General features: G+C 49.9%; 17 protein-coding genes and 1 riboswitch. Of the genes, 12 read left to right on the plus strand and 5 right to left on the minus strand.

Annotated features, from left to right (window positions below; genetic code table 11):
* The first annotated feature begins 541 nt into the window (after positions 1–541).
* The 3 genes from C233_RS0115070 to C233_RS0115080 all read left to right on the plus strand — a co-directional run bounded on the left by C233_RS0115070 (position 542) and on the right by C233_RS0115080 (position 3,851).
* Positions 542–1,843 (plus strand): Na+/H+ antiporter NhaC family protein, encoded by a 1,302-nt coding sequence (locus C233_RS0115070; RefSeq protein WP_018668395.1) that lies wholly within the window; start codon positions 542–544, stop codon positions 1,841–1,843.
* Positions 1,844–2,074: 231 nt separating this feature from the next.
* Positions 2,075–2,632: a 30S ribosomal protein S16 gene (locus tag C233_RS0115075; RefSeq protein WP_018668396.1), complete on the plus strand. Its 558-nt coding sequence runs from the start codon at positions 2,075–2,077 to the stop codon at positions 2,630–2,632.
* A 121-nt stretch (positions 2,633–2,753) separates the two neighbouring features.
* Positions 2,754–3,851 carry a TlpA disulfide reductase family protein gene (locus C233_RS0115080; RefSeq protein ID WP_018668397.1) on the plus strand — a complete coding sequence of 366 codons (1,098 nt, stop codon included), beginning with the start codon at positions 2,754–2,756 and terminating at the stop codon, positions 3,849–3,851.
* Between the two features lie 429 nt (positions 3,852–4,280).
* Here C233_RS0115080 and C233_RS0115085 read toward each other — a convergent pair whose 3' ends face one another.
* The gene (locus C233_RS0115085; RefSeq protein ID WP_026314879.1) at positions 4,281–5,249 is read right to left on the minus strand and encodes a uroporphyrinogen decarboxylase/cobalamine-independent methonine synthase family protein; all 969 of its coding nucleotides are present in this window, start codon (positions 5,247–5,249) and stop codon (positions 4,281–4,283) included.
* A 55-nt stretch (positions 5,250–5,304) separates the two neighbouring features.
* Positions 5,305–5,525: riboswitch (cobalamin riboswitch) on the minus strand.
* A 279-nt stretch (positions 5,526–5,804) separates the two neighbouring features.
* On the opposite strand from C233_RS0115085, the gene C233_RS0115090 reads away from it, so the two are divergent.
* Entirely contained in the window at positions 5,805–8,012 is a 2,208-nt protein-coding gene (locus C233_RS0115090; protein ID WP_018668399.1) for an anaerobic ribonucleoside triphosphate reductase, read from the plus strand.
* A 69-nt stretch (positions 8,013–8,081) separates the two neighbouring features.
* Positions 8,082–8,582 carry an anaerobic ribonucleoside-triphosphate reductase activating protein gene (gene nrdG, locus C233_RS0115095; RefSeq protein ID WP_018668400.1) on the plus strand — a complete coding sequence of 167 codons (501 nt, stop codon included), beginning with the start codon at positions 8,082–8,084 and terminating at the stop codon, positions 8,580–8,582.
* A gap of 269 nt (positions 8,583–8,851) precedes the next feature.
* Here nrdG and C233_RS0115100 read toward each other — a convergent pair whose 3' ends face one another.
* Positions 8,852–9,601 (minus strand): hypothetical protein, encoded by a 750-nt coding sequence (locus C233_RS0115100; RefSeq protein ID WP_018668401.1) that lies wholly within the window; start codon positions 9,599–9,601, stop codon positions 8,852–8,854.
* The gene (locus tag C233_RS24545; protein WP_018668402.1) at positions 9,598–9,762 is read right to left on the minus strand and encodes a hypothetical protein; all 165 of its coding nucleotides are present in this window, start codon (positions 9,760–9,762) and stop codon (positions 9,598–9,600) included. The genes C233_RS0115100 and C233_RS24545 overlap by 4 nt, the downstream gene beginning before the upstream one ends.
* Positions 9,763–10,092: 330 nt before the next feature.
* On the opposite strand from C233_RS24545, the gene bioA reads away from it, so the two are divergent.
* From bioA to C233_RS0115135, 6 genes are all read left to right on the plus strand, one after another.
* Positions 10,093–12,330, plus strand: coding sequence for an adenosylmethionine--8-amino-7-oxononanoate transaminase (gene bioA / locus C233_RS0115110; protein WP_164835502.1), 2,238 nt, complete (start codon positions 10,093–10,095; stop codon positions 12,328–12,330).
* 219 nt (positions 12,331–12,549) lie between these two features.
* Entirely contained in the window at positions 12,550–13,701 is a 1,152-nt protein-coding gene (locus C233_RS0115115) for an 8-amino-7-oxononanoate synthase (RefSeq protein WP_025068923.1), read from the plus strand.
* 278 nt (positions 13,702–13,979) lie between these two features.
* Positions 13,980–14,756, plus strand: coding sequence for a pimeloyl-ACP methyl esterase BioG family protein (locus C233_RS0115120; protein WP_018668405.1), 777 nt, complete (start codon positions 13,980–13,982; stop codon positions 14,754–14,756).
* A 13-nt stretch (positions 14,757–14,769) separates the two neighbouring features.
* A complete protein-coding gene (bioC, locus tag C233_RS0115125; protein ID WP_018668406.1) occupies positions 14,770–15,618 on the plus strand; it encodes a malonyl-ACP O-methyltransferase BioC in 849 nt (282 codons plus the stop codon).
* Between the two features lie 234 nt (positions 15,619–15,852).
* Positions 15,853–16,548 carry a dethiobiotin synthase gene (gene bioD / locus C233_RS22775; protein WP_018668407.1) on the plus strand — a complete coding sequence of 232 codons (696 nt, stop codon included), beginning with the start codon at positions 15,853–15,855 and terminating at the stop codon, positions 16,546–16,548.
* A gap of 114 nt (positions 16,549–16,662) precedes the next feature.
* A complete protein-coding gene (locus C233_RS0115135) occupies positions 16,663–17,835 on the plus strand; it encodes a glycosyltransferase (protein WP_018668408.1) in 1,173 nt (390 codons plus the stop codon).
* 192 nt (positions 17,836–18,027) lie between these two features.
* Here C233_RS0115135 and C233_RS0115140 read toward each other — a convergent pair whose 3' ends face one another.
* A complete protein-coding gene (locus C233_RS0115140; RefSeq protein ID WP_018668409.1) occupies positions 18,028–19,272 on the minus strand; it encodes an ABC transporter permease in 1,245 nt (414 codons plus the stop codon).
* Positions 19,273–19,363: 91 nt separating this feature from the next.
* Complete coding sequence (locus C233_RS0115145) at positions 19,364–20,563, minus strand: pyridoxal phosphate-dependent aminotransferase (RefSeq protein ID WP_025068922.1); 1,200 nt, start codon at positions 20,561–20,563, stop codon at positions 19,364–19,366.
* A gap of 209 nt (positions 20,564–20,772) precedes the next feature.
* Here C233_RS0115145 and C233_RS0115150 point away from each other — a divergent pair, with 209 nt between their 5' ends.
* Positions 20,773–22,008 carry a fucose isomerase gene (locus tag C233_RS0115150; protein ID WP_025068921.1) on the plus strand — a complete coding sequence of 412 codons (1,236 nt, stop codon included), beginning with the start codon at positions 20,773–20,775 and terminating at the stop codon, positions 22,006–22,008.
* The last annotated feature ends 310 nt before the right edge of the window (positions 22,009–22,318 follow it).

Here is a 22,318-nt window from a genome sequence, read left to right on the forward strand (position 1 = left end):
GTGTGTCAAAACAAAAATGACTACTCTTTAGGTTACAGATTGTAACTATAATACCCGAAAGGGTCGTATCAAGCTCCGTTTTGAGTAATGATACGACCCTTTCTTTAGTCTTTTAGAGTGCTCGAATTTCAAGTTAAAAGTTCATCTTTTCAAAAATCGAGCTTTGACACACTCCTTACCTTCATCATCGGCGGACGAGCGAAAACACCCCTACTCTATAAAGGTAAGGGTTTCCTTGAACTTTTATGTGTGCTTTTCCCTATCTTTGAACCATTAGAAACAGTCGAGGAACCCGCGAAACGCAGCCTTATCGGGTTGTGATTTGCTTTCATTTTAGTATCTTTGCAAGGAATTATCAGGAATATCGCTTTTATAACTTATTAGTTTGTGTAACTATCGGTTCATATAACCTATTGGTTCTTGCAACTATCGGTTTACATAACCAGGAAGTTCCTGTAATTCGTTAGTTTTTATAGTTTGTTAGTTTTTGAAGCTTATCAGTTCCCTAACTATTAGTTCATGTAACCCATTAACAGAAAATATGTCCGCAGAAATAAATACTTCTTCCCTCAAAAAGGGCGGCTGGTGGTCGCTGAGCCCGTTGGTCGTATTTCTTTGCTTATACCTCATTACCTCACTGCTCGTAAACGATTTCTACAAAGTGCCGATTACGGTGGCATTCCTGCTATCGTCATGCTACGCCATTGCCATTACGCGGGGGCTAAAGCTGGAGCAGCGTATCTATCAATTCTCCGTCGGGGCAGGCAACAAGAACATATTGCTGATGATATGGATATTTGTCCTTGCCGGGGCTTTTGCACAAAGTGCCAAGCAAATGGGGGCTATCGACGCCACGGTAAACCTGACCCTGCACATACTCCCGGACAACCTGCTGCTGGCAGGTATTTTCATCGCCGCCTGCTTTATCTCATTATCTATCGGTACAAGCGTAGGGACAATCGTAGCGCTGACTCCAGTAGCCGTAGGGTTGGCGGAGAAAACCGGTATCGACCTGCCTTATATGGTGGGCGTCGTGGTGGGCGGTTCGTTTTTCGGAGACAACCTCTCGTTCATATCGGACACCACGATTGCGTCTACAAAGACACAGGACTGCGTAATGAGAGATAAGTTCAAAGTGAATTTTATGATTGTAGTACCGGCGGCGTTAATCGTACTGGGCATCTACATATTCCAGGGGTTTTCTTTGTCCGCCACTCCGCAGATACAGGAGGTGGAGTGGCTAAAAGTCATTCCCTACCTCATCGTACTGGGTACGGCAATAGCCGGAATGAATGTAATGCCGGTACTGCTGCTCGGCATCTTCTCGACCGGTATCATCGGACTTTTTACCGGAACGGGATTTTTCGACTGGTTCGGCGCCATGGGAACGGGTATCACCGGCATGGGCGAGCTTATCATCATCACCCTGCTGGCAGGCGGAATGTTGGAGACAATCCGCTACAACGGAGGTATCGACTTCATCATTTCCCGCCTTACACGGCATGTTACGGGCAAGCGGGGTGCGGAACTCAGCATAGCCGCGCTGGTGAGCGTTGCCAATCTCTGCACCGCCAACAACACGATTGCTATCATCACCACCGGCCCTATCGCCAAAGACATAGCCAAACGGTTCCACCTCGACCGCCGGAAAACGGCAAGCATACTGGATACGTTTTCCTGTCTCATCCAGGGCATCATCCCCTACGGCGCGCAAATGCTGATAGCCGCGGGGTTGGCAGACATCTCGCCGCTCAGTATCATAGGCAGTTTGTACTATCCATTTTGCATGGGAGCCTGCGCCATACTTGCCATATTAATAAGGTATCCGAGAAAATACTCGTGAAAAGAGTGATGATTTATGAGCTATGAGCTGGGGCGTAAGTGATGAGTTCCGGTTTATGATTTATAGGGCGCAAATCATAGGATAGCCCCCTGATTTATCAGATTATTGCCCTCTACCCGCAAATAAATCATAAATCATAAATCATAAATCATAAATCTTTCCTATCTTTGCACCCGCTACTACGAGTTAGCAGCATAATTCAAATCATTAACTAAAAAAACATTTAATTAAATGGCAACAAAAATCAGATTGCAAAGACATGGACGTAAGAGCTACGCTTTCTACTCTATCGTAATTGCAGACGTAAGAGCACCACGTGATGGTAAATTTATTGAGAAGATTGGTACTTACAACCCCAACACCAATCCTGCCACAGTAGATTTGAAATTCGACCGCGCACTGGACTGGGTACTGAAAGGCGCACAACCTACCGACACCGTTCGCAACATCCTTTCCCGCGAAGGCGTTTACATGAAGAAACACCTCCTGGGCGGTGTAGCAAAAGGCGCATTCGGCGAAGCGGAAGCAGAGGCTAAGTTCGAAGCTTGGAAAAACAACAAACAAAGCGGTTTGGCTGCCCTGAAAACTAAAGAGGAAGAAGCCAAGAAAGCCGAAGCCAAGGCACGCATGGAAGCTGAAAAGAAAGTAAACGAGGCAAAGGCTAAGGCACTGGCCGAAAAGAAGGCTGCCGAAGAAGCTGCTAAGGCTGCTGCCGAAGCACCTGCAGAAGCAGAAGCAACGGAAGCTCCGGCTGAAGAGGCTCCCGCAGCAGAAGCTGCCGCTGAATAAAAAGCACAGTCTCCCCTTGTAAAAAAGGGACAAAAAACATAAAATCCTCACCGGTTATGCCGGTGGGGATTTTTTATTCGTATATTTGTGGCTACAAATATTTATTTAATGAAAAGAAACAATGAAGAAATTAACTTACCTGCTCGCTGTTGCCGCCGTATTTGCAGCCTGTAACAGCGAAAACAAGGGTTACACCGTAACCGGAACAATAGAAGGCGCAACCGACGGCGACACTGTTTACCTGCAAACCGTAGAAAGCCGCCAACTGGTAAAACTCGACTCCGCAGTCATTGCCAACGGCACTTTCACCTTTAAAGGTACGCAAGACACCACCGCCAACCGCTACATTACTTATCATCCTGCCGGAACGGAAGGTATGATAATGGACTTCTTCCTCGAAAACGGAAAAATCGATATCAAGCTCAACGGAAAAAACAGTTCTGCCACCGGTACTGCAAACAATGACATTTACCAGGCTATCAGGGTGCAGTTCAACGACCTGGACAGCCAAATGGAGAACATCTACTCCTCCATGGCAGATGCCTCCCTGACCGACGAGCAGCGCGAGGCGAAAAGCAAGGAAATGAATGCCCTGGAAAACAAAATGATAGAGGTAGCCAAAAGCAGCATCGAAAAGAACATAACCAATGCAGTAGGCGTACATCTGCTGAAAAGCTACTACTATTACCTGGATGTGAAAGAGCTCGACCCGCTGATGCCGCAAATACCTGCGTTATACAGCAGCGATGCCACCATTATCCGTATCAAGGAAAACGTAGAGAAAATGAAAGCTACCGCCGTAGGCCAGAAGTTTACGGATTTCGAAATGCAGACCCCGGAAGGCAAGACCGTAAAACTGTCCGACTATGTGGGCAAGGGCAAAACGGTACTCGTTGATTTCTGGGCAAGCTGGTGCGGACCCTGCCGCCGCGAAATGCCTAACCTGGTAGAAGCATATGCCAAGTACAAGAATAAGAATTTCGAGATTGTAGGCGTTTCTTTAGACCAGAACGGCGATTCATGGAAAGAGGCTATCGAAAAACTGAATATCACCTGGCCGCAAATGTCCGACCTGAAATACTGGAACTGCGAGGGCGCCAAGCTGTATGCTGTAAGTAGCATCCCTCACACTGTACTGATTGACGGCGACGGGATTATCATCGCACGCGGTCTGCACGGCGACGAGTTGCAGGACAAGCTGGCGGAAGTTCTTAAATAAGAAAAGAAAGCCGGCAATAGGATAAAGAAACAAATGGAGAGGTGCGTCAAAACTAAGACGAACGCCCTGGAAAGTTACAGATAGTAACTGGCAAACGAACAAAAGAGCCGTATCATTACTCAAAATGAAGTGAAATGCACCCCAAAAGTTAGACACAAAACTTTTGGGGTGCACTCATTTACTCAAAAAGTAATGATACGGCTTTTTCTATTGCCGATAAAGGGGAGGGCTGATTTCAGATTAAAGTTCATTTTCTCCAAAATCAGATTTTGCTCCCTTGTTTTGCAACCACGCAGATTGACACTCGCAACATACGTGCCCGGATACTGTAACGTGCATAGCCGGATACTGCAACGTACATACCCGGATGCAACGGCATATGTACACAGGCACAACGGGGCGCATGCCCCGATACAGTGAAGTGTGTGCTCAGACGGGGAACACGCGGTCTGCCATATCTTTTGCCAGCTCCACCGCTTTCCACTGCCTCGTTTCGTCCGCATCCGAGGAACCGAGCATACCGGCTGCATCCGGCAGGCAGAGCGTCAGGCGCTTTGCGGGTATATAATTCAGGACTTCTTCTATTTTTGCCTGCAATTCATCCAACTCGTCCTCGTCTGGATAATACGAAAGCACGAAACCGAATACGGCTTCCCGCTCGCGAACGAACCACAGCAAGCGGCTACGGTCGCAGATTCCACAATCGTAATTCAGGAAATATGCATCCGCTCCCTGCAACCGCACCAACATGTCGGTCGCAGCATGAAAAGCCACGAACAAGCCTTCGGGACGCTCACGCAATACCCGGTTGTTGAGCCGGGCAGCCTCATCGGTCAGCATAGCTTTCACCCCTTCGAACTGTACATAGCGGCAACCCGCCCCGTACAAGCCTTCCAGCAGTTTCTTATAAGCTGTCGCCAAATCGTCCAACAGTACATTCAAGTCCGGATAAACCGACTTCAAGCATCTGGATTCCGTTTCGCGGAGAATTCTCATCAGCAATTTGCCCGGCGAAGGCATATGCTGCTTAGGTAGCACTTCTTCCGTAGAATTTTCCACCAGAAAAACAAAATCATCGATAATGGGATGATGAAGCAAACCGATTCTACCCGTTACCTCCAATTCCCCGCCGGACGAAAGAGCCGTGTTTGTTTTGCGGCGGATTCCCTCCCAGCCTTCCAGAAAATCGTAACTCCGGAAACCGCCGTCCGTTGCAACCTTCATACCTGCCGACTTCAGGCGTTCTGTAAGGTTACGGATTTCCGCATCTTCAACGGCACGCAATGTCTGTAAGCTAATCTGCCCGTCGCGATACCGGCTCCTCGCATCCCGTAATGCGGAAGGCACGCACAATGCCCCCGCAATATCAATTTTAAAGGGTGGAAATACTTTTCCCATGTTCACTCTTTTTTGATAATTAGTAATTGCGCTTTGCCCTATCCCACGAGTAGCAAAGAAAAACAATGAATGGCAGGTATTCTGACTCGGTTTCCATTTCAAACCGCCTTCCCAACCTTTTCCTTATATAACGGAAAATAATCAGTGGCAGAGGGTGTACGTTGAAATGTTTGACGTGAAACCTTACAGCAGCGGGACTGTCCGGGATTTGCACCCGATTCCCTTTTAATCGCCGGTGATGAAAACCACAGGCAAACCGATTCGCTGCAAATATAGCCAAAGTATTTGATAACCGGCAAATAAAATGCCTCTTTTTTATTGTCTGTTTCAAAATAGAGCGACACATAACATAATATATAATTATCAATAATGTACAACTGTGAAAACCACACAAATTACAAAGTTTCCCATTTCCCCAATAATCATATTTGATTATCAACTGATTAACCATTTTTAATTCAACAAAAGTTTTCCAAAATGGAAAACATAAGGATAAGTATCATACCTTTGTTTCGCAATTAAGCCCTATTATAAAATTCTAAAAATATAATCGATATGATACAAACGGTACTCAAGCGTGACGGACGCATCGTAGGTTTCAATGAAGAAAAAATAGCAACCGCTATCCGCAAAGCCATGCTCCATACGGACAAGGGAGAGGATATGCAGTTGATACGTCAAATCACCGACCACATATCTTTCAAGGGCGACGCCCAGATGACGGTGGAGGCGATTCAGGATTTAGTGGAAATGGAGCTGATGAAAAGTAGCCGCAAAGATGTAGCCCAAAAGTACATCGCTTACCGTAATCAGCGCAGTATCGCCCGTAAAGCCAAGACGCGCGATATGTTCCTGGAAATTATCAATATCAAATCCAACGACATCACCCGCGAGAATGCCAATATGAACGCCGATACGCCGGCGGGTATGATGATGAAATTCGCCAGCGAAACCACCAAGCCTTTCGTAGACGATTATCTTCTGAGCGAAGAAGTGCTGGATGCCGTCAACCATAACTACCTGCACATCCACGACAAGGATTATTATCCTACCAAGAGCCTGACTTGTGTGCAGCACCCGTTAGACCGTATCCTGACGTACGGCTTCTCTGCCGGACACGGAGAATCGCGCCCTGCAAAACGCATCGAAACTGCCAGCATCCTAGGTTGTATCTCACTGGAAACCGCCCAGAACGAGATGCATGGCGGACAGGCCATTCCCGCATTCGATTTCTACCTTGCTCCCTATGTGCGCAACAGCTATATCGAGGAAATAAAAAACCTGGAGGAACTGAACGGCAAGGATTACTCGCACCTTTACCAAAAGGAGCTGGCAGATTACCTGCAACAGCCTTTGGACGGGCTGACCGACGACCGACGCATCGTACAACATGCGGTAAACAAAACCGTGGCACGCGTGCACCAATCCATGGAAGCGTTCATACATAATATGAATACGATACACTCGCGCGGCGGAAACCAGGTAGTGTTCAGCTCTATCAACTACGGTACGGACACCTCTGCCGAGGGGCGCTGTATTATCCGCGAACTGCTGAAAAGCACTTACCAGGGAGTGGGAAACGGCGAGACGGCTATCTTCCCCATTCAGATATGGAAGAAGAAGCGCGGCGTAAGCTATCTGCCGGAAGACCGTAACTACGACCTTTACCAACTTGCCTGCAAGGTAACCGCACGCCGTTTCTTCCCGAACTTCCTGAACCTGGATGCCACCTTCAACCGGAGCGACGACTGGAAAGCCGACGACCCGAAACGCTACGAGCACGAAGTAGCCACCATGGGATGCCGTACGCGTGTGTTCGAGAACCGTTTCGGACCGAAAACCTCTATCGGGCGGGGAAACATTTCTTTCTCTACAATCAACATCGTCCGTCTCGCCATAGAGTGCATGGGTATAGCGGATAAGGAGCAGCGCATCGCCTGCTTCTTCGCCAAGCTGGATGCCATGCTCGAGGTAACCGCACGCCAGTTGCACGAACGCATGGAATTTCAGAAAACGGCATTCGCCAAGCAATTCCCTTTGCTGATGTCTGCCCTGTGGATAGGCAGCGACAAGCTCAAACCCAATGACGACATTTCTTCCGTTATCAACCAGGGTACGCTGGGTATCGGTTTCATCGGGCTGGCGGAGTGCCTGGTGGCACTTGTGGGCAAGCATCACGGAGAGTCGGAAGAAGCCCAGGAGTTGGGATTAAGAATCGTGACCTACATGCGCGACCGTGCCAACCAGTTCTCCGACCAATACCAGCATAATTACAGTGTATTGGCTACGCCTGCCGAGGGTTTGTCGGGCAAATTCACACGTATAGACCGCAAAAAGTTCGGCAGCTTGCCGGGCATTACAGACCGCGACTACTACACCAACTCCAACCATGTACCGGTGTACTACAAGTGCAGTGCCCGCCATAAGGCGGAGATAGAGGCTCCTTACCACGATTTGACCCGCGGAGGACATATATTCTACGTAGAAATCGACGGCGATGCCACCCACAACCCCGAAGTGATTATGCGCGTAGTGGATATGATGGACAAGTACAATATCGGTTACGGCTCGGTAAATCATAACCGCAACCGTTGCCTGGAGTGCGGATACGAGAACTCTGCCGCCGACCTGGAAGCCTGCCCGAAATGCGGTAGTACCCACATCGACAAGTTGCAGCGTATCACCGGCTACCTGGTAGGTACTACCGACCGTTGGAACAAGGCCAAGCTTGCCGAACTGAACGACCGCGTTATCCACCAATAACGTGAGGAGTTACCATACGGCATCATAACCGTAATATTGTATCCGACTATTAATTTTTCGATTTTAAAAGTGCTTTCCATTCTCGACATATTAGAAGATACTACGGTAGACGGTCCCGGTTTCCGTACCGCCATTTATGCAGCCGGATGTCCCAACGGATGTCCGGGCTGCCATAATCCGGAATCGTGGGACATCAACCGCGGACGCTGGATGACTACCGAAGAAATTCTGCAAAAGGTACTTGCCGACAACTTTGCAGACGTAACGTTCAGCGGGGGCGACCCGATGTTCCAGCCGGAAGGTTTCACCGAGCTGGCGCACGCTATCAAGAGGCAAAGCCGGAAAAACATCTGGTGCTATACCGGATATACCTTCGAAGCCCTGCTGCGCAATCCCCGCCAGGCAAAGCTGCTGGAATACATCGATGTACTGGTGGACGGTAAATTCAAGAAGGAGCTGCGCGATGAAGCCCTCTACTTCAGGGGCAGCAGAAACCAACGGCTAATCGATGTACAAGCATCACTGAAAGCCAAGAAAGCCGTAAGCTATAATTATAATCCGGGAATTTGACGCATGCTCATTCTCGCTGTTACCGGGACTACGGGCGGGAAGTTCAACAACGGCATGCGTCCTTATACATAACTTACCGCGGGCAGAAAGTCAACGACACGCATCTTTACAGGCAACTTACTGCGCATAGTAAGTTAACAACATGTATTCCTACAAGTTAACTTACTGTACGAAGTAAGTTAACTTCATCAATAATCAATAGTTAACATCTTCCCACCTACTCTGTTAACTTACCAAAATCCCAGGCTTGTTCCGGCTAACCTCCCTTTTCAGCGGGAATGGAACAGACGTATTCCGTTTCTCTTGCCGTTGTCATCATACAGCACTACAATCTTGGTGGGAGCCTCTCCTTCCGTATCGGTAACCTTATACAAGTTCCACACTTCATACTCTTTCCGTTCGTCATCGAGCAACTCCGCCTCATCGACCGCCGGGGCATACAAACCGTCGAAATATACGGAGATTTGCTCTTTTGCCTGCTGCACATACTGTTGTTCGTCCAAGATACCGGCATTCGTAGAGGAAGACAGCATTATGTTTTGGTGTACGAGTTTCGATTGGCACTTGCCATAGAGATAATATTCCAGACACCGCCTTAAATCCGCGTACCATTTCTTATGAAGGGCAATCGCATCAGCCCATTCCTTCGCTTCCTCATAAGTTATTTGCGGATTGGGGATATAGAAATCATAATGCGACTTGCTTTCGTAATATCCGGCATAATATGCATAGTACTTAATCATCCGGATACCTTCCGGCTCCGCATCCGGCACATACGAACCCCACAAATATTCATCAAGGGACTTTTTATAGGAGAAATCATGGAAAAAGGCATTCAGGCAATTATCCACTTTTATCAATTCGGCACAAGACTCTTCGTCCACATCCAGCGGATTATAGTTTTCTCTTTGCAGCAAAGCCTGCATCATGAAGTGGTTTACAGTATAATATCCGATATATCCAAGACAAATAGCGAGAAGGGTAATTCCGGCGGCACGCGAGATTTTTTTTGTTTTCATAGTTTCACAGTATTAATCCCCCAGCCTTTAAGAGGAATGATAAATAAATATGGTGCGGAAGAAAGAATATCTTCAATCCGTCCGTAAAAGTAGAAAAGAAATACCGGCTTTCCTATGGAAATCCTTTTTATATTTATTCCTTCTTCCAGCTTATCCGCCATATCCCCGCCGCCGGCACCGCAGCGGGCAAATCCCTCCGGCTCGTCCGGTCGAACGCCCCGCCAACTATTTTCAATGATATAAAAACCTATTTCATTTTTATTTCCTACATTTGTAGCCGTTAAAAGAATCTATAACGAGATACCGGAACCGTGAAACAAAGACAATCTTACAGACAGACGATACGCTTCCGCCGTTGGAGCCGGAAAGCTTATGCCGCATTTGCCAGTATAGGCAGGTGCGTCACGATAGGCTGTCTGCGCAAGAACGTAGCCGACTGTGCGTTGCGGAAACAGAATACGGTACGGACTATCCCCTATCTTATCCATATTATGACTATCGACAAACTGAAAGCCCAGGTACTGGCAGGCATGGACATATCGCCCGACCAAGCCGCCTGGCTGGCGAATACCGCCGACCGTGAAGCGCTCTATGCCGCTGCACACGAGATTACCGTACAATGCGCACAGCGCGAGTTCGATATGTGCTCTATCATCAATGCCAAGTCGGGACGATGCCCCGAAAACTGCAAATGGTGCGCACAATCCGCCCACTACCACACGAAGGCCGACATCTACGACCTGCTCCCTGCAGAAGAATGCCTCAAACAGGCGCAATACAATGAGCGACAAGATATCAACCGCTTCTCCCTCGTCGCCAGCGGCCGAAAACCTTCTTCCCGACAAATGGAACAGCTTTGCGACACGGCACGCTACATACGCCGCCACTCGTCCATACAACTGTGTGCTTCCTTAGGATTATTGAACGAAAAAGAACTGCATGCCCTGCACGATGCCGGCATCACACGTTATCATTGCAACCTGGAAACAGCCCCTTCTTTCTTCCCCACCCTGTGCAGCACGCACACGCAAGAAGACAAGCTGCGTACCCTACAAGCCGCACGCAATGCAGGCATGGATATTTGCAGCGGCGGCATCATCGGTATGGGCGAAACACTGGAACAACGTATTGAATTCGCCTTTACCCTGAAAGAGCTGGGAGTGCAATCCATTCCTATCAACCTGCTCAGCCCCATTCCGGGCACTCCGCTGGAGAACCGGCAGCCGCTCACGGAGGAAGAGGTGCTGGTAACAATCGCCCTTTTCCGCTTCATCAACCCCACCGCCTGCCTCCGCTTTGCCGGCGGACGCTCGCAGTTGAGCAAGGAAGCGGTGAGGAAATCGCTTTATATAGGTATCAATTCGGCTATCGTCGGCGACTTGCTGACAACGCTCGGCTCCAAAGTTTCCGACGACAAGAAGCTGATAGAGGAGGCAGGGTATGAGTTCTGCGACTCGCAGTTCGACCGCGAGCACCTATGGCATCCGTACACATCGACCACCGACCCGCTGCCTGTATATAAGGTGAAGCGGGCGGACGGGGCAACCGTCACGCTGGAAAGCGGGCAGACGTTGATAGAGGGAATGTCGTCCTGGTGGTGTGCCGTACACGGCTACAATCATCCGGTGCTGAACCGGGCGGCGACGGAGCAGCTCGGCAAAATGTCGCACGTCATGTTCGGTGGGCTGACGCACGCTCCGGCTATCGAACTGGGGCAATTGTTGCTGCCGTTAGTGCCGCCTTCCATGCAGAAGATATTCTATGCGGACTCCGGCTCGGTAGCCGTAGAAGTGGCGCTGAAAATGGCCGTACAATACTGGTATGCCAAAAACCAGGCGAAGAAGAACAACTTCGTTACCATACGGAGCGGTTATCACGGAGATACATGGAACGCTATGTCCGTGTGCGACCCGGTAACGGGAATGCACTCCCTCTTCGGCTCGGCACTACCCGTACGGTACTTCGTTCCGCAACCCCGCTCTCGTTTCGGCGGAGAGTGGAACCCGGAGGATATTCTCCCCCTGAAAGAAACCATAGAACGGTATGCCGGCGAACTGGCCGCCCTGATATTGGAACCCGTAGTACAAGGTGCGGGCGGTATGTGGTTTTACCACCCGCAGTACCTGCGCGAAGCGGCAAAGCTATGCCGGGAACACCGCCTGCTGCTTATCTTCGACGAGATAGCGACCGGATTCGGGCGTACCGGAAAGCTTTTTGCCTGGGAACATGCCGGAACAGAGCCGGACATCATGTGCATAGGTAAGGCTCTGACCGGAGGCTATATGACTCTTTCCGCCGTACTGGCTACCAACGAAGTGGCAGACACTATCTCCAACCATGCCCCGGGTGCGTTTATGCACGGTCCGACTTTCATGGGAAATCCCCTGGCATGCGCCGTAGCCTGCGCATCGGTGCGCTTGCTCACATCTCCCGAATACAACTGGCAGGAGAAGGTTACCCGCATCGAAGCACAGTTGCGGCAAGAACTGGAACCTGCACGGCAACTGCCGCAAGTAGCCGATGTACGGGTATTAGGTGCTATCGGGGTCATTGAAACCAAAAAGCCGGTGAATATGGCGTGGATGCAGCGCCGCTTCGTCGAGGAGGGTATCTGGGTGCGTCCGTTCGGCAGGTTAGTCTATCTGATGCCGCCCTTTATCATCGAACCGGAACAGCTCGGCAAGCTGACGAAGGGGCTGATTAAGATTGTAAAAGAAATGAAAGACTAAAGTTAAAGAGATAACATGTCAAGACTGTAAAAGAAGCAGTATAGCAAAGTTATAAAAGGAATGACATGTTATAAAAGAGCAATGTATTAAGGTTATAAAAGAAATGAGAGGTTAGCAAACTTCTCCGTAATTATCTGTAATAGTCAAGACCTGCTCTGACAATTGGTTTATTATCAGATTAAGTCTTGACTAATTCAAATTATCAAACAAGCATAACCAATGAGTACCATATCCCGAATGCAGCAAGAGCTGCAACTCCTCGAAGCCCACAGCAACCTGCGCCGTCTGCCGGAGATGACACACAGCGGACGGGACGTCACCGTAAACGGCAGGCGTATGCTGAACCTCTCGTCCAACGACTATCTGGGGCTGGCATCCGACCGGAAGCTGCGCGAAGAATTTCTCCGCACACTTACACCCGACACATTCCTGCCCACCTCCTCGTCTTCCCGGTTGCTGACGGGTAACTTCACCGTTTACGAAGAACTGGAAACCGAGCTGTCGCACCTTTTCGGTACGGAAGCCGCACTGATTTTCAACAGCGGGTATCACGCCAATACGGGTATCCTGCCCGCCGTAAGCGATACGCACACGCTGATACTTGCCGACAAACTCGTTCACGCCAGCCTGATTGACGGCATCCGCCTTTCGGCAGCCAAGTGTATCCGCTATCGCCACAACGACCTGGCGCAACTGGAACGGTTGTTGAAAGAGCACCACGCCGCCTACCGCCAAATCATTATCGTTACCGAAAGCATTTTCAGCATGGACGGCGACCAGGCCGATTTACAAGCATTGGCAGCCCTTAAGCACCGGTACGGCAATGTCCTGCTCTACGTAGACGAAGCCCACGCTTTCGGTGTACGCGGCAGGCACGGGCTCGGCTGTGCCGAAGAACTCGGCTGTATCCGTGACATCGACTTCCTCGTAGGCACATTCGGCAAAGCGGCTGCCTCCGTAGGCGCCTACATCGTATGCAAACGGGTGATACGGGAATACCTCGTAAACCGTATGCGTACCCTCATCTTCACCACCGGCCTGCCACCCGTAAACATAGCATGGACACTGTTCGTCGTACGCAGGCTGGCAGACATGCAAGAACGGCGCGAACACCTGACGCATATCAGCCGGACACTTCGCGAAATCCTGCTGGCAAAGGGATACGCATGCCCCAGCACCAGCCATATCGTCCCGATGATAGTCGGAGCGAGTGCGGATGCCGTTCTACACGCAGAAGCCCTGCAACGGCACGGTTTTTATGCCCTACCCGTACGCCCGCCGACAGTACCCGAAGGAACCTCGCGCATCCGCTTCTCACTGACAGCGGAAATAAGAAAAGAAGAGATAGAGGAACTGGGCAACAAATTATAAAATAATCAAGCGAATAATAGCTTAAGTTGAGTAATAACCTAATGAATAATATATCAATGACCGAACAATAACGTAGCTGAATAATAACTGAATAACCAAGTAACAACCTAATAACTAAACAATACATCAATGACTGAATAATAGCTTACGGCTGAGTAATAACCTAATGAATAATATATCAATGACTGAATAATAATATAGCTGAATAATAACTGAATAACTATATAACCGAGCAACAACTCACAACCTAATAATAACTTAATAATCAAAAAGAAACAATGAAACAAGTTTATATCATACACGAGAATCACCCTAAATTGCTCCTGTTGTTTGCCGGCTGGGCAGCGGATGAAACGCTTTTCAAACAATACCGTCCCAAAGGCATGGACTACATGATTTGCTACGACTACCGTACGCTCGATTTCGACATGTCCGTTTTCGACCGTTACCGCCAAGTAAATGCGGTAGCCTGGTCTATGGGAGTATGGGTAGGCTCGCTCATACTCAACGATGCGCCCCAGGACAAGGTAATCGGCATCTCTTTCAATGGAAGCACCTCTCCTATCGACCATTTGGAAGGTATTCCCCCGCAAACCTACCGGGCTACCCTCGACGGGCTCACCCCCGCCTCGCTCCAGAAGTTCATGCGCCGCATGTGCAAGGACAGCCATGCCTACAAAGCATTCATGGAAATAACTCCTCGGCGTAATTTCGACGAAATAAAAGAAGAACTGCGGCTTATCAAAGAACAATACTTCGAAATGCACGGCGATACGGAAAGTGAGGACATGGACGATGAAGCCCTCGATGAGAAATACAGCGAATACCACGATAAGTACAGATACGAGTACGATTATGCCTTTATCGGCAACAACGACCGGATATTCCCTCCCGAGAACATGAAACTCAACAACGAAAGCCCCGCATGCGGCATCGTAACCGTAACAGACAGTGCACACTATGACGAAGCCATGTTCCGCTTCTTGCTGCAAGATATGTGGGAGATGCCTATCGACGACTTCCTGCACCACCTCAGAAAGATAAGTGTTGAATGAAACGACAGAGAAGATGACTTGCAAAGCCATTCAATCCATTGATAAAACCCTTGTAGCAAGACGTTTTGCCCATGCACGGAACACGTATGGGTGTGAAGCCCGTGTACAGCAGCAGGTAGCGGAAAAGATGTTGCGCCTGCTAATGGAGCATACCCATACACCCGCCGCACACCATACCTCCGGCAGTACCCGCCTTTTCCGCCACATCACCGAATTCGGATGCGGAACAGGCAGCTACTCCCGCTTGCTGCTGCACGCCCTGCAACCGGACACCTTGCTGCTCAACGACCTATGCCCCGAAATGGAAGAATGTATAAAGGACTTATGCAACCAGGGCGGCGAATGCCGTGTAAGCTTCCTGCCCTGCGATGCAGAAACCCTCGACTTTCCGCCGGGGACAGACCTGATAACTTCCTGCTCCACCCTGCAATGGTTTGCCGACACGGAACGTTTCTTCGCCCGTTGCCACCGTTTCCTTCCGAACGGAGGCATCCTTGCATTCAGCACCTTCGGCAAAAAGAATATGCATGAGATACATACCTTGACAGGGAACGGACTGGACTACCTCTCCCTCGAAAGCCTGAAAGCCATGCTTACACCCCATTTCGAAATTCTCTATACCGAAGAAGAAATCGTTTCCCTGCCTTTCCACACCCCGCTCGAAGTGCTGCAACACCTCAAGCAAACCGGAGTTACCGGCACGGAAAAGAAAGTATGGACCCGCGGACGCCTGCAAAATTTCTACAACGAGTATATCCGGCTGTGCGGCAATGCCGACCTCAGCGTCTCCCTAACCTATCATCCGGTCTATATCATAGCGAGGAACCGGAGAGAAACGGAAAGAGCAGAACGTAAGGTATAAAATACGGAATATGAAGCATGAAAGTATAAGGCATAAATACGGAACATGGAAGTACAAGGTATAAAATACGAAACATGAAAGTATAAGGCTTAAATACGGAACATGAAGCATAAAAGCACAAAGCATAAATACAAAGAGTAAAGCATAAAGCGCAAAGCTTAAAACAACGCACGAGCAAGCATAAAACTAAAGAACAAACCCGAAGCATAAACCATAAACGATAATAAAAGAGTTATGAAACCGAACATCTACTTCGTCAGCGGCATCGACACCGACGCCGGAAAAAGCTACTGTACCGCCTGGTATGCCAAGCAGCTATCCCAAAACGGCAAGCGCGTCATTACCCAAAAGTTCATCCAGACGGGAAACACCGGACATTCCGAGGACATCGACCTGCACCGCCGTATCATGGGCACGGGCTACCTGCCCGAGGACAAGGAAGGACTCACCATGCCCGAAATCTTCTCCTACCCCTGTTCTCCCCACCTTGCGGCACGCATCGACCACCGTCCTATCGACTTCGACAAGATAGAGCGTGCCACCCGTGAACTCGCCCGCCGTTACGACACCGTATTCGTGGAAGGAGCCGGCGGCCTAATGGTCCCCCTTACGGAAAACTACCTTACAATCGACTACATCGCCGAGAAACGTTACCCCCTTATCTTCGTGACATCCGGCAAACTGGGCAGCATCAACCACACCCTGCTGAGCTTCGAAGCTATCAGGCATCGCGGCATCGTGCTCCACACCGTACTATATAACCTTTATCCCACAGTAGAGGACAAGACCATACAAAACGACACGATGCAATACATACGGAACTATCTTTCCAAACACTTCCCCGGAACGGGATTCGAGGTTGTACCGGAACTCACCACAGACTGCGCGGAATCGGCACAGACTGATTATCATTTGCAATCAAAGCAGTAAAACCTCTGTGTCCTCCGTGAACCTCCGTCTCCTCTGTGTTGAAAAACTCTGTGCCAATCCGCATAATCTGTGGTTAATTTTGTAAATTTGCACCCCATAAACGTCATACGCCCCATGGAAGCATTTACATTCGATACCACCGAGAAGATATTACTTGCAGCAACGGGAACTCTCCTCATCATCCAAGCCCTTTACTACTTTTGCCTGTACAACCGTATCCACCTGCGCAGCCGCGCCGTGAAACGGAACAATGTACACTTTTCCCAGGAGTTGCCCCCCGTATCGGTTATCATCTGCGCCCGCGAGGAGTCCGAGAACCTGCGCCGCAACCTGACCGCAGTTTTAGAGCAGGACTACCCGCAGTTCGAAGTCATCGTTATCAACGACGGCGATACGGACGAAAGCGAAGACTACCTGACTGTGTTGGAAGACAAATACCCGCACCTCTACCACAGCTTCGTCCCCGACTCGTCCCGCTACATCAGCCGGAAAAAACTTGCCGTGACCCTCGGTATCAAGGCGAGCAAATACGACTGGCTCGTCTTTACCGAGGCAAATTGCCGGCCGCAGAGCAACCAATGGCTACGCCTGCTGGCACGCAATTTCACTCCGCACACGCAGGTCGTACTGGGATACAGCGGCTATGAGCGCGGCAAGGGCTGGCTGCACAAGCGTGTGGCGTTCGACAACCTTTTCACCTCCATGCGCTACCTCGGCTTCGCACTTGCCGGCAGCCCTTATATGGGCATCGGGCGCAACCTCGCCTACCGTAAGGAGCTGTTCTACCGCGAGAAGGGATTCTCTGCGCATCTCAACCTTCAACGCGGCGACGACGACCTGTTCGTAAACCACGTAGCCACTGCCGGAAATACCCGTGTAGAAACCGATGCGAATGCCATTGTACGCATGCAACCCGTATCGCGCACTAAGGACTGGCACGAAGAAAAGATAGGTTATGCCTCCACCGCCCGGCTCTACCACGGTGCACAACGCTGGCTGGCGGGGCTGGAAACCACTACCCGCCTGATGTTCTATGCCGCATGGGTAGCTACGCTCGCAACAGGCATATTGAATTTCCACTGGCTGGCGGCAGGCATTGCGTTCTTTACCTGGATACTCCGTTTTGTATTGCAGGCAATCATCGTCAACAAAACTGCCGGAGACTTGGACGACCGGCGCAGGTACTACTGGACGTTGCCTGTGTTCGACATGCTCCAACCCTTGCAGTCGCTCCGCTGGAAACTCTACTGCCTGTTCAGGAAGAAAAGCGATTTCCTAAGAAAATAATTCATCCCGTGAAGCGGATATATTCAGCTTACGGGATGAAATTATCCGTCCCGTGAGACGGATAAATCCGTCTCGCAAGGCAAAACCGTCCGCCTCACGAGACGAAATCATATGCCCCGCAAAGCGAAATCAATTGCCCTGCAAGCATACTCCGCCTTCACTGCAACAGGAAAGCCGGCTACTCTCCCGCCTTTATTCGTAACGCATGGAATTTGCCGGGTGAATCCGTGTGATAAGGTATGACGGTCCCAGCAGCATAATAACCGAAGCCAGCAATGTACCGGCATTCAACAAGAGGAAAATCCAGATATTGAAAGACACGGGAACGGTACCCATATAGTATGTTTCCGGGTCGAGGCGGAACACTCCGAACCACTTCTGGACAAAATAGAACGCCAGCCCCAACACATTGCCCCACAGCATACCTTTCCCGATAAGGAACACTGCCAGCCAAAGGAACAGCTTGCGTATCGTGAAGTTGTCGGCGCCCAGGGATTTCAGTACCCCAATCATGGAAGTGCGCTCGATGATGATAATCAGCAATCCCGAAACCATTGTAAAGCCGGCTACTCCAATCATCAGGATAAGGATAACCCATATATTGACATCCAGGATATCCAGCCAGGCAAAAATCTGCGGGTTGAGCTGCTCCACATTGCGCACGCAGTAGTCCGCACCGTAAGGGTCGGGATGCCGTCCTGTTTCATCGGCTATCCGGTAGGTGCTTTCTTCGAGCCTGCCATAGTCGTACAGTTCCAGTTCCACTCCGCTCACCTGGTCGGGATGCCATTTGTTCAGGCGGTTCACCAGGTATAAATCCGTAAGTAGGAACAGGTTGTCGTATTCGGAAAAGTTAGTCCGGTAGATACCGGCAACCGTCAGGCGGCGGGCGCGCACATCGTCCTGTATATAATAGGTATCTATCTTATCGCCGAGTTTCAGCTTCATCTTGTCGGCTATCGCTTTCGAAATGACGACACGGTTGGCAGATGCCGAGTCGCTGAATTGCGGGAACTCCCCCTCTATCAAATGGCGGCGGAAAAAAGAAGCGTCGTATTCGGCCCCTATCCCTTTCAGCACCATGCCCTGAAAGGCATCGGCCGTCTTTATCATGCCCGGTTTGGTAGAGTAGCGCTGCACGTGCTTTACGCCGGGATTGCTTGCAAGGGCGGCAATCATGCTGTCCGTTACAGCTATGGGGCGAGTTTCGAAAGAGCGCGCCGCGTCCGAGTTGCTAATCTGGATATGGGAACCGAAGCCTATTATCTTGTCGCGCACCTCGCTCTTGAAGCCGATTATCACCGACACGGCAACAATCATTACCGCCAGCCCGATAGCGACACCGATAGTGGCTATCAGTACGGCGGGACGGGAAACTTGCTTTCCGGCATCACCGTCGCTGTAAATACGGCGGGCGAGAAACAGGGCTAAAGACATTCTTTCTAAATATAAGGTATAAAGTATAAGTCGATGAGACGCCTCTTTTCGGGAGTGATAATTCCTTTTTCAATTATATCTGTACTTTATATCATTCCGTACGCCCCGGATAGGCTTCGAGCGCCTTGGAGAGCACAAACAGCGCACGGGTCAAATCTTCCTTCTTCAGCACGTAGGCTATGCGGACTTCGTTGCGGCCGGAACCCGGGGTCGTATAGAAGCCGGAAGCCGGAGCCATGAACACGGTCTGCCCTTCGTACTCGAAGTCCGAAAGACACCAGGCACAGAACTTGTCCGAATCGTCCACGGGCAGCTTGGCTACGGTATAGAAGGCTCCCATGGGAATGGGCGAATATACGCCGGGAATACGGTTCAGCCCGTCTATCAGGCACTTACGGCGTTCTACATATTCGTCGTAGGTATCGCGCAGGTAGTCCTCTCCGGCATCCAAGGATGCCTCGGCAGCAATCTGCCCTATCAACGGGGGGCTTAGGCGTGCCTGGCAGAATTTCATAACGGCGTCGCGTATCTCCTTGTTCTTTGTTATCAGCGCACCGATGCGGATGCCGCACTCGGAATAGCGCTTGGAAACGGAGTCTATCAGCACCACATTGTTCTCGATACCTTCCAGGTGGCAGGCGGAGATATAGGGAGAACCCGTATAGATGAACTCGCGGTACACCTCGTCGGAGAAAAGGAAAAGGTCGTACTTCTTCACGAGGTCGCGTATCTGGTTCATTTCACGGCGGGTATAAAGGTAGCCGGTAGGGTTATTGGGATTACAAATCAGGATAGCGCGGGTACGGTCGTTAATCAGCTCCTCGAACTTCTCTACCTTGGGCAGTGAAAATCCTTCCTCTATGGTGGTGGCAATCGTACGGATTTTGGCTCCGGCAGATATGGCGAACGCCATGTAGTTGGCGTATGCCGGTTCCGGCACGATAATCTCGTCGCCCGGGTTAAGGCATGCCATGAAAGAGAACAGCACGGCTTCCGAACCGCCGGAGGTGATGATTATATCGTCGGCAGTAAGCTTGATATTGTATTTATCGTAATACCCCACCAACTTCTCACGATAGCTGCGATAGCCCGCGCTGGGACTATATTCCAGCACCTTACGGTCGACGTTGCGAATAGCGTCGATTGCAACCTGCGGCGTGGGCAGGTCGGGTTGTCCGATATTGAGGTGGAATACATGAATGCCCCGTTGCTTGGCTGCATCTGCCAAAGGAGCCAGCTTTCTGATAGGAGATGCGGGCATCTCCATTCCGCGAATAGAAATTGTTGGCATGAGTTTTTTATATCATTTTATCATTTAAGTCGCAAATGTAGCGATTTATTTGATACTAAAGGGAAGCTAAGACATAAAAACTTTAAAAACCTTATCTATATTAAAAACACTATGCCATTTAAAAAGAATCGCGTACCTTTGAGATAGTAAACAAATGGACAACCACAATCGTTTTATCATAAACCAACATAAAAAGAGTAAGTAATACCATGGTCATCAACCTAATAACTTTTGCTTCACAACTACATAAGCAAGCATCTGTTCGCAGTTCCCATGAGCTAATATTGACTGAGTTGGAAAAGTATTTCACTGTCAATTTCATAGATTATCAAGATATTGCCAAACTGACTCCCGATGATTTCAGCATCCTGTTCATCGCCACCGGCGGAGTGGAACGGCTAGTTATCCAGCATTTCGAATCGCTCCCCCGCCCCGCCATTATACTGGCGGACGGCATGCAGAACTCGCTGGCTGCCGCCCTCGAAATATCGTCCTGGCTGCGCGGCCGCGGAATGAAAAGCGAAATCCTCCACGGCGAACTGTCCGAAATCATCAAGCGTATTTTCGTATTACACGGCAACTTCATGGCGCAACGCAGCCTTTTCGGGATGCGTATCGGCGTGATAGGCACTCCGTCGGGCTGGCTCATTGCCAGCAACGTGGATTACCTGCTTGCCAAACGCCGCTGGGGAGTGGAATATACGGATGTCTCGCTGGAACGTATCTACGAGTATTACAACCGGATTACCGACGATGAGGTGGGCGAATCCTGCGCCCTGATTGCCGGCAAGGCGCTTGCCTGCCGGGAAGCGTCGCCGGAAGATATGATAAAGGCGATGCGCCTGTACCGCGCTATCCGGAAGATAGTGGACGAAGACCGTTTAAGCGCAATCACCCTGAGCTGCTTCCGCCTGATAGAACAGACGGGCACTACCGGCTGCCTGGCTCTTGCCCTGTTGAACGACGAGGGTATCATTGCCGGATGCGAGGGCGATTTGCAGTCTGTCTTTACCATGCTCGCCGCTAAGGTGCTTACCGGGAAACCGTCCTTCATGGCTAACCCGTCCATGATTAATGCGCGTACCAACGAAATCATACTGGCGCACTGCACAGTGGGCATTGCACAAACGGAGCAGTTCATTATCCGTAACCATTTCGAGACGGAAAGCGGCATCGGCATACAGGGAATACTGCCTACGGGTGACGTAACGGTCGTGAAGTGTGGCGGAGAATGCCTGGACGAGTACTACCTAAGCACGGGTACGCTGGTCGAAAATACCAATTACATCAACATGTGCCGCACGCAGGCACGTATAAAGATGAATACCCCGGCGGAATATTTCCTGAGGAACCCGCTGGGCAACCACCACATCATGCTGCATGGCAACTACGAACAACTGCTGGATGAATTCCTGCAATCCGCCGGTTGCAAGAGGATAGAATAAGGCTTCCGGAAAGGCGGTTACAGTATATCATCCTTTTAGGGACATTCAGTAAATAATATAAAATCAGCCAACTAATTCATACACAAAATATTGCGAATTAGCTGGCTTTTTTGTATCTTTAGGTATTCCCCCGCAAATAAGGTTTGAAGGCCAAAACGGGGGAAATTCCCCGACTAAGATATGGCTAAGATACAAAATATTTCCGAAATTCACCCAACTTTGGGCTTCACAGAATTTGATGTTCTGGAAAAATACCGCAAAAGTTTTAATGAGAGTGAGCTTGGCAGGCTTCACTCAGTGTTCCCGTTTG

This window comes from Bacteroides gallinarum DSM 18171 = JCM 13658 (assembly GCF_000374365.1).
GTDB classification, from domain to species: domain Bacteria; phylum Bacteroidota; class Bacteroidia; order Bacteroidales; family Bacteroidaceae; genus Bacteroides; species Bacteroides gallinarum.